Genomic DNA, 16,775 nt, shown 5'->3' with positions numbered 1-16,775 from the left:
AATAAAATTTCAAAATCATTTAATCTTTACTACTAATCAGCAACTTACTTTACAGATAATTCATCGATACTCAAACCATCATCTTCCAAAGCTGTTACTCGTATTGTATTTGCACCAGTTCCCAATTGTGCTTTTACTTCAAAAACAGACCAATTTTTCCTATAATTAGCCAATGCAGGTAGTATCAGTTCCTGCTTTTTCCCATTTATAGTCAATTGTATCTTATATTCAGATCGAATTTTATCATTTGCACTATATCTAATTTGCAAATTAAATTCACCTTCGCTTCCATCATTTTCCTGATACCATTCTACGTATCCACCACTGTTTCTTCCAAAATCGATATATCCTTTACCTTTGAAACCACTACCCTTAGTTTCTATATTAGCATCATCAAAAGAAGCATCTTCTGCCTGATCTCCTCCAGGATTAGCAGCAACCGCCTTGGCATTCCAAACAAAACCTTCATCATTTGCAAAACGTTCTTCCAATTGCTGAACTTCTTTACCATTCATTACAACTAAAGCTTTAACCGTTGTTCCTAATTTAACCTCAAATGCACCTTTATACAATACAGATTTAGTCGTTGGAACACTTCCATCTAGTGTGTAGTAAATTTGAATATCAGAATTAGGTAAGTCGCCTCTAAGCGATATCAATTCGGCATCAATACTTACCTTATTTGAAGTAACCTGCTTTTTCTCTCCTAAAATACATGATGCTAAAACAGCTATATTCCCCGTTTCGTCAGTTGATTCAATATAGGCACGAGTCAAGCCGTAAAAAGCAATCCGATTTGTTGCTTCAAAATGCTTTTCTACATCTATCGGACTTCCATTATCCAATGCTCTTATTTTTCCTGATCCAATGACATGAAAATAAGTTCTATTTTCCCCGTAAGGATAGAATTCCCCTTTGTCATCAGTCGTCGTCACTCGAAGCTGAACAATATCTTTATTTTTATTACTCAAACCTTCTCCATCAACAGATAAAGCAATACGCGTAGGAGCCTCAGCAGTTCTAATGATTTTTTCAACTAGAGGTTTACCATCTTTATAAGCAATTGCTTTTAATTCTCCCGGAGTCCAACCTACCATCCATTGACATTGCATTTTATCCCAGCTTGCTCCTGGCTTTAGTTTACCTAATGACTTTCCATTAAGAAATAACTCCACCTCATCGCAATTTGAATAAACCCAAACAGGAATTTCAGTGCCTTCTTTAAGTGTAGGATGAGTCCAATGAGGAAGAATATGAACCATTGGTTTTGAAGTCCATTGGCTTTGATATAAGTAGAATAAATCCTTCTCAAAATTTGCCATATCAATAGCTCCTCCCATAAAAGATTTAAAAGGCCAACCGCCATGCACATAAGTTGCTTCACCAATATAATCATGACCAGTCCATCGAAATGATCCTGCATAATATGGAATATCACGCAATTGTTCAATGTTCTGACGAGAAGTTAATCGTACCATCCCATTGTCGTAGCTCGAATTGAATATTTGCTTGTAATTATTTCTTCCGGCAGCGTTGGTCCAGTCGTAAGAGAATACCTCTTCTTCTGTTAAATCTGGATAATAGTACGATTTTTGTCTTTTGTTAGGATAACCATCACGATACCAAGTTTTGGTTCTATAAAAACCACGAACCTGCCAAGTATGCGTATTTTCTGTTCCGATGAACACACGATCCTTTTCCATTGTGTCGAACCAACCCATTTTCTCACTACTTCCATTCACGCCTAATACATCCATATATTCAGAACCAGAATGACCTGAAGTTACGAGACGAGTAGAATCCAATTCATGACAACGAGTAACAATATCTTTCCCAATTTCACCACGAGTTTCGTTTCCTACACTGTAAATCACCACCGAAGGATGGTTACGATCACGTTTAATCCAATCAGTTAAATCACGATTCCACCATTCTTGAAACGAATGAGCTCCATAATCGTTGGCAGCCTTTTTCATCCAACCATCGAAAATCTCATCCATTACCAACATGCCCATTTCATCGCACATATCGTAAAATTGAGGTGTTTGAGGATTGTGAGCGGTACGAATTGCATTACAACCCATGTCTTTAAGTTGCTGTATTCTGAAACGTAAAATTTTATCGGGGACGGCAGCTCCTAAAGCTCCGGCATCCTGATGATTACAAACACCTTGTAATTTTACATTCTTGCCATTAATCCACATCCCAGTTTTTGGTTTCCACTCAATATCACGAACACCAAAACGAGTTTCTACACGATCTAGTACCTTCTTACCAGATTTGATTTCACTTACTGCAGTATATAAATATGGATTTTCTAAAGACCATAATTTAGCTTGATCCAAATCAATAGTTTGATTGACTTTAAAAGAATTGGAAGCATCAACTTTCAATTTATCCTTTCTGCTTGCAACAATCTTACCTGATTGATCCTTTATAGAAGTTAGGAGAGTCAATTTTGCTTTTTTATCCAATTCATTCTTTATTTCCGTATCAATCTCAACAGTAGATCCTTTGGTTCGAATGAAAATACCAGAATTGGCAACATGTATATTTTCTTTTACATCGATCCAAGTATTGGCATAAATACCACTACCTGTGTACCAACGTGCTGACGGTTGCTTGTCATTATCCACACGAACAGCAAAGGTTATTGAATCAGAACTCATTGTTTCCTTACTAATATCATATGCAAAAGATATCCAACCATACGGACGAACACCTAATTTTCTGCCATTGGCCCAAACTGTGCTGTTCATGAACACCCCATCGAAAGCCACCTCAACATGTTTCCCTTTCCAATTGGTAGGAACGGCAATCGTTTTACGGTACCAGCCAATTCCCGAAGGCAAATAACCACATTGCCCCCCCATTGGATTATTTATATCATATTCTCCTTCGATGCTCCAATCATGAGGCAAATCCAATACGCGCCAATCTGAATCATCATAAGTCACAAGTTCAGCCTTAGTTTGATCGTTTAATTTAAACTTCCAGTCTGAATTGAAATTAATTCGCTCTTGAGCCAATAGATTCATACTTATCGCTAAGAATAATAGGAATAATAATTTCTTCATTTTTAAAATCGGCTTTATTTAATTTTCTAATAGTTGCAATTTGAGATCAGTAAAACAAATGATTTTTTTACAAATAAGTTAAACTTTAAATCTAAACTTATCACTATTCAAAAATACCTGAAAACGATTGCTTAAATGTTTCTGACAGTTCATAGAATGTGCGCAGTAGTAAATATTACATGTTTATCTGCAAATACAAGCTATTTTTGATTCTTTAAGCTTTCATCTTAACGAAACATCAATAGTAAGCAAAACAACACTTTAGATCAAAAAAAAAGCATTAAACAGTATTTGTGTAAATACTATTTAATGCTTCTCTCAAGATTACTAACTATCTAACTAACTATTCTTCAAAATAAATTCTACTTAAATTGATCGTACTCAGGGTTTACCTTTGCATTCTTAAACTGAGGACGATTTTTCCAAAGATTATAAGTCGCTTCCAACTGAGCAGGATCTTCAGGGTATTGCCCTTTATCATCCGTTTCTTTAATCCATTTATTCAGTACTTTTCTATGCTTTTTAAGTATTGATTTGTACTTAGAATCTGTCGCCAAATTATTCATTTCAAATGGATCGGCTTCAATATCATATAATTCCTCCTCTGGGCGAGGACCAAACCAGAAAGTTTCCTGATAAGGTGTTAATTTACCATCAGCGTAAGCTTGCTTAAGATCCTTAACAATCGGTTTTAAATCTCTATAACTAGGTTGCATCATAGGACGCTCTGGCCAAAAATTTCGAATGTAACGATACTTGTCTGAGCGTACAGTTCTAATTCTATCAATCGTAAAGTCACAACGATCACGAGCACCAAAAATATATTCTGAAGGCTTATAATCTTTTGCAAATAAATCCTGTCCATCCATATAGTCAGGCACTTTTAATCCGGCTAAAGCCATTGTTGTTGCAGTAACATCCAATAATGACACCAAATCTTCGACTTCTGTTCCTGGTTTAATTGACGGGTTATTTCCAATAACCATTAAAGGCACATGCAATCCATCTTCGTAACAAAACTGTTTGTGATGCAATGATGTAGGACTTCCATGATCTGAGAAAAAGAATACTATTGTATTATCTAATTCTCCATCGGCCTCGAGCTGTTTCAATATTAATTCAATACGAGTATCTGAACCTCTACCAGCATTATAATGCTGAGTCCAAGCTTCACGTTGAGATTTTATATTTGGATAATAAGGAGGTAAAGGCACATCATTAGTAGCTAACTTTTCTCCTTCACGCACGTATTTGTAATCTCTTTTTCCACCCATTATTTCTATCTGACCAAACCAAGCTTGGTTTTTATCTGGTCTCGATCCCCAAACATCTTCTGTCCACGACAAATTATGCTCTGGATGATTTCCTTGCCAACCATTCATTCCTGGTACATAATCTTTTGCATTACCAACATCGTATAACTTGGTTCTATCGTAAAAGAAGTTATAATCATCTTTACCACTGTTAAACGTAAAATAACCAGCTTCTTTCATTAATTCTGGTAATGTTTTAATTCCGTCTGGTAAGTAAATTCTCAATTCTTCAGGCACGACCTCACCATCAGTCGTACGACTTGAACGATGATTCTGAGTACCTGTTGTGGTTTGCATTTCACCTGTTATAAAAGCAGAACGACAAGCAGAACAAACTGGAGCTGTAGCATAAGCTCTTTTAAACAGAACACCATCTGTTGCCATCTTATCAATAACAGGCGTATGCCCCATATTGATTGTATCTCCATAACAACCCATATTTGGATTCAGATCTTCGGCAACAATCCAAAGAATATTTGGTTTTTTAACTTGTGCATCGGTATTTATTGAAGTAAAAATGCTTAGAGCAATAGTTACTAACACCAATTTGGAAACGATTGATTTCATTTATTTTTATATTTAAAATTTCTTGTATCAAAGGAAAGAAACAAGAAGATTACACTAGTCTCTCCTAGTAAAATACATGTCGTTATGAGTTCGATTGCATTCACATATTAGGTTATAATGCAAGACATACTCATTTATTGGAAATAAAAGACCCATTCTCTCTGCAGGCTTTACTCTCCTGCACCAACTTTTTCATACAGATTCTTTTCTTGCTTTTCGAAACTAAGGATGGGACTAATTTCTCTGTAATTGTTCACATCGTTTAAATTGTTTCCAGAACCTTCAACTTTTAGATATCTAATTTCCTCTTGTTTTGAAAAAATAAAGGATTCAATTTGAGCATTTTTATTACTTGTTCCAGAAAATAACTCCTTCCAGTTTTCACCATCAACTGAACCTTGTATTTTGAGTTTATAGGATGTTTTTGCTAGGTTATAAAACTGAATTTTCAGTCCATTAACTAAACGAATTCTTTGTAAATCCAATTCAACAAAACAATCGCCCTTAGCACACCAAAAAGTTTCAGGATTTCTATCAATAAGGAAAGAAGCAGGATTCTCTACAGACTCACCGCTTGCTTTTACTGTATACTCCGAAACGGTATTATCATAGAAAAGTTCGAATCCGTGTTCTTTCACCAAATCGCTATTTACTCCAATTGCTTTTAGCTTATTAATCCCTTTTGTTAAAACCACATTCCACTTAAAACCATTTGTTTGTTTTCCCAATGATTTCCCATTGTGAAACAATTCCACCTCATTCATATTGGTGAAAACACGATAAACCTTATTGGCATCGCCACCTCGTTCTTCCCAAGTGGGAGTTTCTAAATAAAGAACTGGCTCTTTACTCCATTTCGATTTTAAAAGATAAAAGATATCCTTCTTGTGTCTGTCAAAGGTTACTAATCCTTTTTGGTTAATATGAGGTTTTGTATCTCCACGATGAGCAGCACCAAAATCGGCAAACGACCACCAATTAACACCACACAACCAATCTATTTTATCAATTTGATTCAAATGCGATTCCAAAAAGTTATTCTGATACTCAATACTAAAATCTTGTCGAAGTGGATTCTCTGTATGTACCCGAACATCAGATCCTGCACCAAATTCAGAGATTATTAGCGGTTTATTTGGCATCATTGCATGCAATTCGTTCACCCTTTCGGTAAACGTATTGTAATGCGTTCCATACCATCCCCTATACAAATTGTATCCAAAAACATCAGGAATTTCATATACTTTAAAATCGATTGGTCTGTTATTGTCTCCATTTACAAAAACGGTTTTCCGAACAGGATCTTCGCTGTGTACTAAATCATTTAAATTCTTTACAATATCATAAATATTGGCTTTACCATCTCCTCTATCACCCATCCAAACTTCATTGCCCATTCCCCACAAAATGATGCAAGAATGGTTAAAATGCTGATTGATTAAATCTTTCATCATAGACTGAAGGTTTTGTTCAAACTCAGGTTCGAAAGATGTCTTATTTACATATGGAATTTCCTCCCAAACCAATATTCCCATTTTATCGCACAGTTGAAGAACATAATCATCTTGCTGATAATGAGCCAAACGCAACCAATTAACGCCCAACTCTTTTATCAATTTAATATCCCTTAAATGATGCTCCAAACTCACAGCATTTCCTTCTCCATAATTGTCCTGATGACGATTTAAGCCTTTCAATTTGTATGCTTTCCCATTCAAGAAAAATCCTTTATCAGCAGTAAATTCATACCATCTAAATCCGTGATTCACGACCACCTCATCAAGTAATTGACCTTTAGAATGCAATTCAATTTTCACCTGATAAAGCTCTGGATGTTCAGGACTCCACAGTGATGGATTTACAACATCAGTCATTGCAACTTTCACGAGTTCAGTTGTCCCAGGATTAACTTTAGATCTTGATTTTCCTGTGGATACAACATGCCCCATTTTATCCTGAACGATAGCAATAATTTCAATCTTACTTCTTTTATTCGTTCCGTTATCAACTCTTGCACTAATGTGCAAATCGGCTAAATCAGCACTCACTTTTTCACTCCAAACACGTACACCAGAACTAGCAAAATATTTTTTAGAAATAGTCAACTTAGGTGATGAAATTAGCTCTACTGATCGGTACAATCCGCCATAGAAATTGAAATCGCCACTTCGTGGAGCAATATTTCGACTATCTGCATTAGAAACCCAAACGTCTATTTTGTTTTTACCTGGCTTTAGTTTACCCGTTAGCTCGCAGATGAAAGCACTATATCCACCAATATGATGAATAAGTTCTTCGCCATTAAGATATACTTTGGCTTGCTGACCAGCCGCATTAAACTTTAAATACTGGCGTTGATCTAATTGCTCTTTTGAAAAAGTTAAATATTTGCGATACCAAGAACCGGCTCTTCTATAATCTTTCGTTTCTAAAACATCTTGTGCATTCCAAGTATGAGGTAGTGCTATTTTCTCGTAATCATTATCGCTCTCAGTTGGAATTTGTTCGCTGTCTTTCTCAAGATAAAACCAGTTATCATTAATAATGACAGACTGTGAGCCAAACGGATGACGTTCACCTCCTGATATTTGTGCAAATAAATTTAAGGCACAAAAAACCAGTACAAGCAAAACAGTGCTTCGATTTATAATATTATATTTCATTGTTAATTATTTTTTTTTGATACTCTAATTTGAAACAACAGAATTTGGAGGAAGTGGAACATGATTTGCCTTACGCCAAGCGACTAATTCACTTAACATCTCATTAGCTAAATTTGGGTTTTCTGAAGACAAATTATGTGACTCCTTTGGATCCTTCTGCAAATCGTACAATTCCAATTCGCCAGTCGCTAAAAATTGAATAAGCTTGTATTGTTTTTTTCGCATAACAGAACAAGTTCCGTGTTTAAACACACTAGACAATTGCCAAAACAAAGGTCGCTCTGCGAATAAATCAGAATCATTTTCGAATAGATCTGTCAAAGAATTTCCATCCAATGTACCTTTATAATCATTTATTCCTGCCAATTTTAGAAAGGTTGGAAAATAATCTAATAAAGTAACTGGTTCCGATGTTCTTCTTGCACGGACTTTACCTGGCCAGCTAATTAAACTTGGAACTCGAATTCCTCCTTCGTAAATATATCCTTTTGACCCTCGCATTAAGTTATTACTACTTTGTCGGCCATTATAACCATTATCCGAAGAAAAGATGATGATGGTGTTTTTTCGCAAGTCATTTTTATCTAGATAATCGACAATACGTTGCACATTTTGATCAAGCGACTCTACCATTGTGGCATATCCAGCCATGATCTCTTTATATTTACCAACACCTTGCCCAGTAATCGTATCTCCTTCTTTATTGATGTATTTTTCGTATAATTCTGGATTACGATGCTTTATTGGACGATGCACCGCATAAAAATCTAGGTTGACAAAAAACGGCCCTTTTTTATGTTGATCCATAAACTCTATAGCATCAGAAGTTAGTCTATCTGTAAGCCATTCATCATCAGGTTTAGGTTCAATAAAAGGATTACTAAACGGAGCTAGGTAACCACCTGTTTCGCTTTTGTAGCCACCTTCTTCAAAGGCAGGATCGCCACGGAAAGTACCACCTACATTTTTCAGAAAGCCACGTCCTTCAGGATAAAACTGCTTAATTTCGTCCGTCTTGTGTTTTGCCACCCAAGAATAATCTCCAGGGCTAGGTTGAGTCAGTTTCTCCTTGAAAGGGTAACTCTTATTTAGTTCCTCTTCAGGATAAGGACCAACAATATGCCATTTACCAAGATGTATTGATTTATATCCGGCTTCAGCCAAAGGTTCTGCATAAATTGGAAATTCTTTACTTACAGTCCAACGAGAAAATATATTTTCTTGATCTGTACCTTTTTCTAAAACGGGAACGGTATAAACGCCTGTTCTAAATGATTGCTGACCTGTAAATATAGCTGTTCGCGAAGGAGAGCATGTTGGATACATATATGATTGATCCAATATCAGACTTCCCTTTGCTAACTTATCCAATGCTGGCGTTTCGTAGTACTTAGAACCATTAAACCCCACATCAGCATAGCCCAAATCATCTGCCAAAATAAATACAATATTTGGTTTCTCTTGTGAGCTTTGGCTACAAGAAACAAGGCTAAAAATTATACTGCAAAAACACAAGGTAAATAGTGATTTGCCTATTTTACTTTTCAGAATCATTTCTTTCTTTTTATATTTTTTCATTTCTCAACTTTCTTAGTTAGAAACTATAAATTAATGAGTTGTTACTTCAAAATTTGCAGATTTCAATTTATCAGAAGTAGCTGTTAAGGAAATTGTTCCTGCCTTTTCGGATGATTGAAGCATAACCAAACACTTTCCATTAAAACAATTCCTCACATTACTTTGGAATGGCGTAATATCGGTTGAATTACCATTTCCTGCAGCATGAAAGGTTCCTGCTCCTTCAACTGAAAATTTAATAGATAGATTTGCTGTTGGACAAAAATTACCGTCTTTATCAACAACATTTACTTCTACGAAAGAGAGACTTTCACCATCAGCTTTTATCTTGGCATACTTACTCACCAATTGCAAGGCATATGGCTCAGATGCAGTTTTTATGCTACTTTCCATGGCTGTTTTTCCATTCTCATCAAAAGCAACAACCTTTACTTCACCTGGCTCATATTTTACATCATCCCAAACTAAGCGATATCGTTCATAAACCTCTTTCGGGTTTTTAGTTCTCACACCATAGCTTTTACCATTCACAAATAATTCTGCTGAATTAAAGTTGGTAAACACATGTACGGGAACTGTTTTCACCTTAGTCTGATCCCAATTCCAATGTGGTAAAATATGCAATACATTTTCCTTTGACCAACGTGCTTTATACAAGTAGTAAACACTTTTTGGAAATCCACATAAATCGACAATTCCAAAATAAGAATTTTTAGTTGGCCATTGTAAATTATATGGAGATGGTTCTCCTAAATAATCGAAACCGGTCCAAACAAACTCACCTGCAACAAATGGATTATCATCGAGCATTGCAAAACCAACATCGGGCGTATTCGACCAATTGCAATAATCCAATGCATAATCAGAACATTGAAGATTCTCACGCACATAATGTTTTCGAGGCACATCATCTAAATCAAAATAGCCACGACTTGATACTGTTGATTGCGTTTCACTGGCAATAAAACTCCAATCTGGATGTGTCTCCTTTAACCAAGGATATAAATGCGTATGATAATTCCAACCTTTTAAGTCGAACTGTGCAGCGAAATTATTCAGTGCTGGCGCTTCTCGATTCATTCCAATTGTTACAGGTCGAGAACTATCTTCACGATGAGCAATATCCACCAAGAACTTCGCTCTTTTCCATCCATCATCAGTAAATTGTTCTAATATTTCGTTACCAACACTCCACATAAATACCGATGGATGATTTCTATCGCGATGAATTAAAGCCATTAAATCTTTCTCTGCCCAATCATCCCAAAGATGTGTATATCCATTCTTATTCTTTCCTTTTTTCCATTCATCAAATGCTTCATCCATAACTAAAAAGCCCATGGTATCGCACAGACTTAAAAGCTCTGGAGTTGGCGAATTATGAGAGGTACGAATGGCATTACAACCCATTCCTTTCAAAATAACCAACTGGCGGTGCAAAGCAGAAATATTAACAGCACTTCCTAAAGGACCTAAATCGTGGTGCATACAAACGCCCTGAACTTGAAGCCTTTTCCCATTTAAATGCAACCCATCATTACTCGTAAATTTAAAACTTCTAACGCCAAAGCTTGATTTATAAACATCTAATATTTTTCCCTCACGAATAACTTTAGATAATACAGTATAAATAACGGGAGTTTCTATTGACCAAAACTGTGGATTCTTAACTTGCAAGCTCTGCTCAAGTTCTTTCTCATCACCTGAAATCGATTCTGATTCTTTAGTAGCAACCAACAATTTATTGGAATCGTATATTTCGGTTAACAAAGTACACTTATCGCTTCCAACAACAGTTGTTTTTATTTTAACCTCGGCCATTTTTTCAGAAACCTGAGGTGTTGTAATATTGGTTCCCCAATGCTTAACGTGTGCTTTATTAGTATAAACCAAGCGAACATTACGATACAAACCTGCCCCAGGATACCAACGTGAACTTTGAGGTTTATTTTCCAATCTTACAGCAAGTACATTTTCTCCAACTTTTGAAAATTTAGAAATATCGAAAGAAAATGAAGTGTAACCATAAGGCCATTCACCAACAAAATTGCCATTTAAATAGACTTTTGCATGACTCATAGCGCCATCAAATTCCACATTTAGCTTTTTATCCGCATTATTCTCTACTACTTCAAACGATTTTCGATACCAACCAATTCCCATATAAGGTAGTCCAGCAGTTCTTCCCAATCGTAACTTTCGCTTTTTTTCACCATCAGCTACTACCTTCTTACTTTGAGCATCGTTTTTCGAATCGAAAGGACCATAAATTGCCCAGTCGTGAGGCACTCTAACGGTTTCCCATTTGCTGTCATCAAAATTAACAGCTTCTCCATTCTCAACTTCTCCTTTGGTGAATTTCCATCCTGTTTTTACTTCTTCAATCTGTCTTTCCTGTTCTTCTTTACCCACCGAACAACTGGCAAATAAACTGATTAAGGCTATTACTACTAAATATTTTTTCATGTGATATCTCTTTACGGAATACTACTTTTTATTGTAAAAATCAGAAATTATTTTTTTATCTCCCCTTTCATAAGCCCATAGATAATCTCCTGTCTCATCAACACATTTCTGACTAAGATGATGTGGCAAAAGGGAAACACAAGGATAACCTGTCTTAGATTTATACATTTCTAAATGTTGAAGGTACTTTTTTTCTGTAATTGCACCTATATCGTTACCACCAATATGATCTAAATTGATTCCACGACCAGGTGATGATTTTAAGCTCACAGCATAATGAGTTTTAACACGAGCGGGCCAATCATACTTATCATTCAACCACACATCATTTGTTCTGATTACATCACAAAATTTTGTGAAGAAAATATCAGGAACATGAAATTCCATTTCAATGTTTTTATCAATACACTTAGCCGCTTTGTATAATTCTTTATGAATATGAAGCATGTCTGATTTGGTATTGTATGACATATCAATTTTGAATTTCATGACGCCCATTTTATAGAAACGATCAATTGTTTCCGACGCATATTCAAAAATGTCTGCTTTTGGGTTCAGCCAACGAATATCATCCGATTTATTCGATTTGCTACCAGCCTTCCAACTTCCAAGCATATTAGGATTTCTTTTCGCCATATTACTCGCAACATGAATTTTAGGAAAACCAATCCAAAGACCTGGAGTAAACCCTTTTTCATTAATCATATCCATTGTTTTCCTAAAATTAGGAAACTTTTTAGGATCTGGTATCCACGAACCAAAACCTGAATCGATTGTTCCATCAGGAAAAGTACCCCAACCATGATCCAATGTCATTTTTCCTTTTGGATATCCATATTCAATAATCTTATCTAAATAGCTAGCAATAAAATTGTGAGTTAAAAGATTAAAATGCCCCTGTCTCTCTTTCGATAAAAACTTTTGCTCTACCCATGTACAATACTCAACATCAGACCAAAACTCAGGATGATCTGTAAATGGCTTGATATCCAACCTGCGCATCATTTCAGAATTGTAAGCTTTCCATGCTTCATCACCGATACCATTCTCATCAATAAACAACTCTTGTCCTTGTGGAACAGTTATCGTTAAAGTCTCGACTCCATCAAAGCTAAAAATTGAATTTTCATATGCGTAAGTTGTCATAAAACCAACAAACTTTCCTCTTGCATCGATAATTATTGGAGAACCCGACATTCCACTGGCTGGAACCGTAAATGGATTATGATCGAATGCATCATTTCTGTAATAGTGGGCTCCACCACCTTTTTCTTCAGGAGTAGATAAACTATAATAAGGACAGAATAAAGGTTTTGTTACTTTAAGCACAACTTTCTCTGTGCCATTAATTAGGTCAAAATCAGTAGTCGATTCTTGATTTAGTGCCGATCCGGCAAGCTGTGCCATAGAACTGCCTGAGATACCTGCCAGGGCAACCCCTATTCCTGCTTTTTTTATAAAGTCTCTTCTATTACTCATCTGTGTGTTTTTTTATATCTCAAGTATTAATACAAAACCATTTAAAGATTATTATTTCCCTTTTAACTGACTTCGAAGCTCCATAATCTCCTGTTCTTTACCCACTTTTTCTAATCGAAGCTGTTTAATTTCTTTCTGAAGTTCAACTACATCCATAGGCATATCTCCTCTATCTTTTTGAATGATTACAGTTTGATCTGAACTTGGTTTTATCGATGCTTTTAAATAATCCTCATTAAAGAGTTTTTTTAAGCTTGAAGGTTTAGACTCAATAGTTATGGAATCTGATTTTAATCCATTCGAAAAAGCTCTTAGTTTTATAACTCCCGGTTTTGTTGAAGCGCGCACTAGAACAGTAGCAATTCCCATTTCCGTTTTCACTGGATTTCCCATATTAAACTTCCCTCCTATAATTTCGGCAGGACCATCAACTTCAAAATATACATATTCCGAAGCCAACACCTTTTTCATTCCATCAGGATCGACAATGGTAGCACGAACAGGAATAATATCAGAACCATCGGCAGTTAAATTCATTCCTTCATCTGCAACACTCAACTTTAAACCAGCTGATTGTTCTGGGTAATTTTTCACATCTCTGATCACAACTTTACCATCGATTAAACCTTCAGCAATCATTTCCACATCTTTGGTTTTTCTTCGCCAAGCGCTTTTTATTACCTCAAAATCAAATATTTTTTCGAAAATAAAAGGAGGATGTGGCATATCTGCGTAAGCCTTGTCGTTTGAAGGCTTTTGTGTTACAACCAATTCTCCTAACCAATACAAGCGTATTTCATCACAATTGCTAAAAATCACAACATCTTTAGGCGAAGTTTGAGTTAGTTCATTTGCATTAAATAGCATTGGCCCAGTTTCAATTCCTCTCACCTTATAATCGGCATCATACTGACTTTTATACACGTAGTAAGCATATTTAGGCAAACGAACTCCATTCAATAATCCGCCCCAAAATGGATCTGGATGATAGCCTCTTTGGTGATCGATTCCTGCCCACTTGGCACCTCCAATACGAACTTTAGGTGTTGGATATCTATCGTTCAATTCTTTTGCTTGTCGTAATGCTTGGGTTAGCATAGCTTTTTCTCCCCATTCCATTTTCACACGACTCATTGAATTTTGAGATTGCCAATTATCAACTTCCCAGCCATCGCCATACTCACGATTAAATGAATTCACATTTTTATCATCGCCATGATAATACATATCTAAACCACCTTTTTTTGCTTCTTGATGATCTGTAACAGTAAACATTCCAGGGAAAGGATATTCTTCATGTGCAATTAAATGCATGTTATGCATGGCATGATCTGGTTGCTTTGGAGTTTCATTCAAGGCCGTTTCCCACATCAATATGGAAGCTACATTTCGATCTCTTCGAACCAACTCTCGCGTATCATTATACAATCGTTCTTCAAAAATTGGATTCTTAAAATTAAAAAAGTGCCAACCCGGATTAGCTGTCGTTGTCAACATTCCTAATTCATCACAAGCATCATAAAAAGCGGGATCTTGTGGATAATGTCCTACTCGAATAATTCGACAACCACCCTCACGAAGTAATTTCACATCTCGCCATTGACCTGAATTTGGTAAAGCATTTCCAATATAACTATAGTCCTGATGACGATTAGCTCCAATCAGCTTTTGGTCGTAGAACTTCTTATTAATAAATAAACCATCGGCACCTCTCATTTCGAACAAACGAATTCCAACTCGAGTGCGCATCTGGTCAACTATTTTTCCATTTATAATGATTTCGGTACGAACAAAGTGCAAATACGGATCATCAGGATGCCATAGGTGTACATTACTTACTGACAACTTGCTTGATAGCTGTCGCTTAGCTCCAGCCTTCAATTTTACCTTTTGCAACACTTCCTTTACAGGTTGAAAATCCTCATTCTCCAGAACAATCTTTACTGTGGCATTAACCGATTTTTTACTTTCGTTGGTAAGCTCGGTTCTCATTTCCATTTTAGCATCATTCCCATTCACATCTAGAGTAGCCACAAAAACGCCTGCTCCGGCCACTGTTTTACTCAATTCTGGCAAAGTAAAATGCACCGAAGAAGTTTGTATTAAATAAGTATCTCGGTAAATACCACCGAAATAAGCAAAATCTAGTCCGCTTTGATTCTTACCTGGCAAATAGGTCTTGTCATCGCTATTGTCTGCCATAACAGCTACAATATTCCTTTTCCCTTTTGGGTTTGTAACATCGGTAATATCAATTGCTACGGGTAAATAACCACCAAAATGTTCCGCTAACAAGTTTCCATTCACCCAAATCTTGCACTTGCCCATAACGGCTTCAAAATAGAGATAGGTTCTCCCATCAACTTCTTTATTTTGGATCTCAAACTGCTTGCGATACCAAGCTTTCCCCTGATAATTACGACCACCACTTCCATTCTCTCCCAAGATCTCTAAACCATGAGGCAAGTTTGCAGCTTCCCACTTGCTATCATCAAAATTCACTAATTCTGCACCCTTAACATCTCCTTTATAGAATCGCCATCCAGGATTAAAATTATAAACTTCACGAGGGCTTCCTTCGACACCGTAAAACCCAGCCGTCGAAAACTTTCCCTTTATATTATTCTCTGCAGAAACTGTGATGAACATTATTGCTAAAATAAATACAACTCCAGCTTTCCTTATAAAATTTCTTCTATTACTCATCTATGTATCTTTTTATCTCTCAATTATTGACACAAAATCATTAACTCTTTTGCAAATGCTCTTCCTAAACGAGTTTGTCCTTCAGCATCGTAGTGTACATTATCGTCGTTTTTTGGGTAATCACTCCAACTTTTATCCATTGATGTTCTGATACAGCTTGCATTTACATCCGATTCAGCAACACTTACCATCGCCTTTCTTACCATTTCAGGACCTGCAGGGAAACTTCCATAACTCGAATTAATTTGCCCAATCACAAATGGCATTTCTGGTACATTAAACTCGCTACGATAACCTTTTATCAGCTTTATTAAGTTTTCTTTATAAGAACGAGAGCTAACCTCTTTTGCAGCATCATTTTCGCCCTGCATCCAACACATACCAATAATTTTGTAAGCTTTCCCCTCTTCAGTTAGCCTTTGCAGATTTTTCTTAATATGAGATTGATGCAGACTATAGAGTTTCAAATCACGTTTAAAGCCTTTCACCTCTACCGCCATTGCTTTTTCAGCAGTCCATTCTGGATTCCATGCACCATACAATGCCGTACCGCCTTGCGAGGTTTTAATAAAAAGATATTCTTGTGTTGGGTTTTGTTCTGCTAAAGTCAAGCCTAGAAATATTTCTGGTCCAAACACATTCCCAAAACCTCGTTTGTTTTTTTGATATTGTGAAAAAATGCAAGACAATGGCTTTGGACTTTCCCCATTGATACTTAAATGAACCCGCTTACCAATCTCTTTAATTTTTTGCTTTACCTTTTCATCCAACTCATCGAAATTTCCGGCTCCTGCCATATTCGACTGACCCGCTAATAAAACAACATGAACTACATTCTCGCACTTCGTCTTTGTACTTGCAAAAGACGGTGATATCAAGAATTGAAAAACAATTAAAATTAGACTGATTCGTTTCATTATCGAGTA

Annotated in this window: 8 protein-coding genes; all 8 read right to left on the bottom strand. The window is 36.2% G+C overall.

Annotated elements, in window-relative coordinates; all coding sequences use genetic code 11:
* Positions 1-44 precede the first annotated feature (44 nt).
* The 8 genes from EMN46_RS03370 to EMN46_RS03335 all read right to left on the bottom strand — a co-directional run bounded on the left by EMN46_RS03370 (position 45) and on the right by EMN46_RS03335 (position 16,766).
* Entirely contained in the window at positions 45-3,077 is a 3,033-nt protein-coding gene (locus EMN46_RS03370) for a glycoside hydrolase family 2 TIM barrel-domain containing protein (protein ID WP_154199263.1), read from the bottom strand.
* A gap of 362 nt (positions 3,078-3,439) precedes the next feature.
* Positions 3,440-4,957, bottom strand: coding sequence for a sulfatase (locus EMN46_RS03365; protein WP_154199262.1), 1,518 nt, complete (start codon positions 4,955-4,957; stop codon positions 3,440-3,442).
* A 170-nt stretch (positions 4,958-5,127) separates the two neighbouring features.
* Entirely contained in the window at positions 5,128-7,620 is a 2,493-nt protein-coding gene (locus EMN46_RS03360) for a glycoside hydrolase family 2 TIM barrel-domain containing protein (RefSeq protein WP_154199261.1), read from the bottom strand.
* 24 nt (positions 7,621-7,644) lie between these two features.
* Positions 7,645-9,198, bottom strand: a complete 1,554-nt coding sequence (locus tag EMN46_RS03355) for a sulfatase (protein WP_229130256.1) — start codon at positions 9,196-9,198, stop codon at positions 7,645-7,647.
* Positions 9,199-9,228: 30 nt separating this feature from the next.
* Positions 9,229-11,664 carry a glycoside hydrolase family 2 TIM barrel-domain containing protein gene (locus EMN46_RS03350; RefSeq protein ID WP_154199260.1) on the bottom strand — a complete coding sequence of 812 codons (2,436 nt, stop codon included), beginning with the start codon at positions 11,662-11,664 and terminating at the stop codon, positions 9,229-9,231.
* Positions 11,665-11,685: 21 nt separating this feature from the next.
* Complete coding sequence (locus tag EMN46_RS03345; RefSeq protein ID WP_154199380.1) at positions 11,686-13,143, bottom strand: twin-arginine translocation signal domain-containing protein; 1,458 nt, start codon at positions 13,141-13,143, stop codon at positions 11,686-11,688.
* Positions 13,144-13,194: 51 nt separating this feature from the next.
* Positions 13,195-15,849: a glycoside hydrolase family 2 protein gene (locus EMN46_RS03340; RefSeq protein WP_229130255.1), complete on the bottom strand. Its 2,655-nt coding sequence runs from the start codon at positions 15,847-15,849 to the stop codon at positions 13,195-13,197.
* Positions 15,850-15,872: 23 nt separating this feature from the next.
* Positions 15,873-16,766 (bottom strand): sialate O-acetylesterase, encoded by an 894-nt coding sequence (locus EMN46_RS03335; RefSeq protein WP_154199259.1) that lies wholly within the window; start codon positions 16,764-16,766, stop codon positions 15,873-15,875.
* Positions 16,767-16,775: the final 9 nt, after the last annotated feature.

Source organism: Ancylomarina sp. 16SWW S1-10-2, from assembly GCF_009669305.1.
In the GTDB taxonomy this organism is placed as follows: Bacteria; Bacteroidota; Bacteroidia; order Bacteroidales; family Marinifilaceae; genus Ancylomarina.
The sequence above is the reverse complement of the archived record's forward strand: the minus strand, read 5'-3'. Positions and strand labels throughout refer to the sequence as shown.

What these genes read in the sequence shown, in the direction of transcription:
- EMN46_RS03365 (WP_154199262.1), bottom strand. Translation starts at nt 4,957, where the DNA reads ATGAAATCAATCGTTTCCAAATTGGTGTTAGTAACTATTGCTCTAAGC.
- EMN46_RS03355 (WP_229130256.1), bottom strand. Translation starts at nt 9,198, where the DNA reads ATGAAAAAATATAAAAAGAAAGAAATGATTCTGAAAAGTAAAATAGGC.
- EMN46_RS03335 (WP_154199259.1), bottom strand. Translation starts at nt 16,766, where the DNA reads ATGAAACGAATCAGTCTAATTTTAATTGTTTTTCAATTCTTGATATCA.
- EMN46_RS03340 (WP_229130255.1), bottom strand. Translation starts at nt 15,849, where the DNA reads ATGAGTAATAGAAGAAATTTTATAAGGAAAGCTGGAGTTGTATTTATT.
- EMN46_RS03370 (WP_154199263.1), bottom strand. Translation starts at nt 3,077, where the DNA reads ATGAAGAAATTATTATTCCTATTATTCTTAGCGATAAGTATGAATCTA.
- EMN46_RS03360 (WP_154199261.1), bottom strand. Translation starts at nt 7,620, where the DNA reads ATGAAATATAATATTATAAATCGAAGCACTGTTTTGCTTGTACTGGTT.
- EMN46_RS03345 (WP_154199380.1), bottom strand. Translation starts at nt 13,143, where the DNA reads ATGAGTAATAGAAGAGACTTTATAAAAAAAGCAGGAATAGGGGTTGCC.
- EMN46_RS03350 (WP_154199260.1), bottom strand. Translation starts at nt 11,664, where the DNA reads ATGAAAAAATATTTAGTAGTAATAGCCTTAATCAGTTTATTTGCCAGT.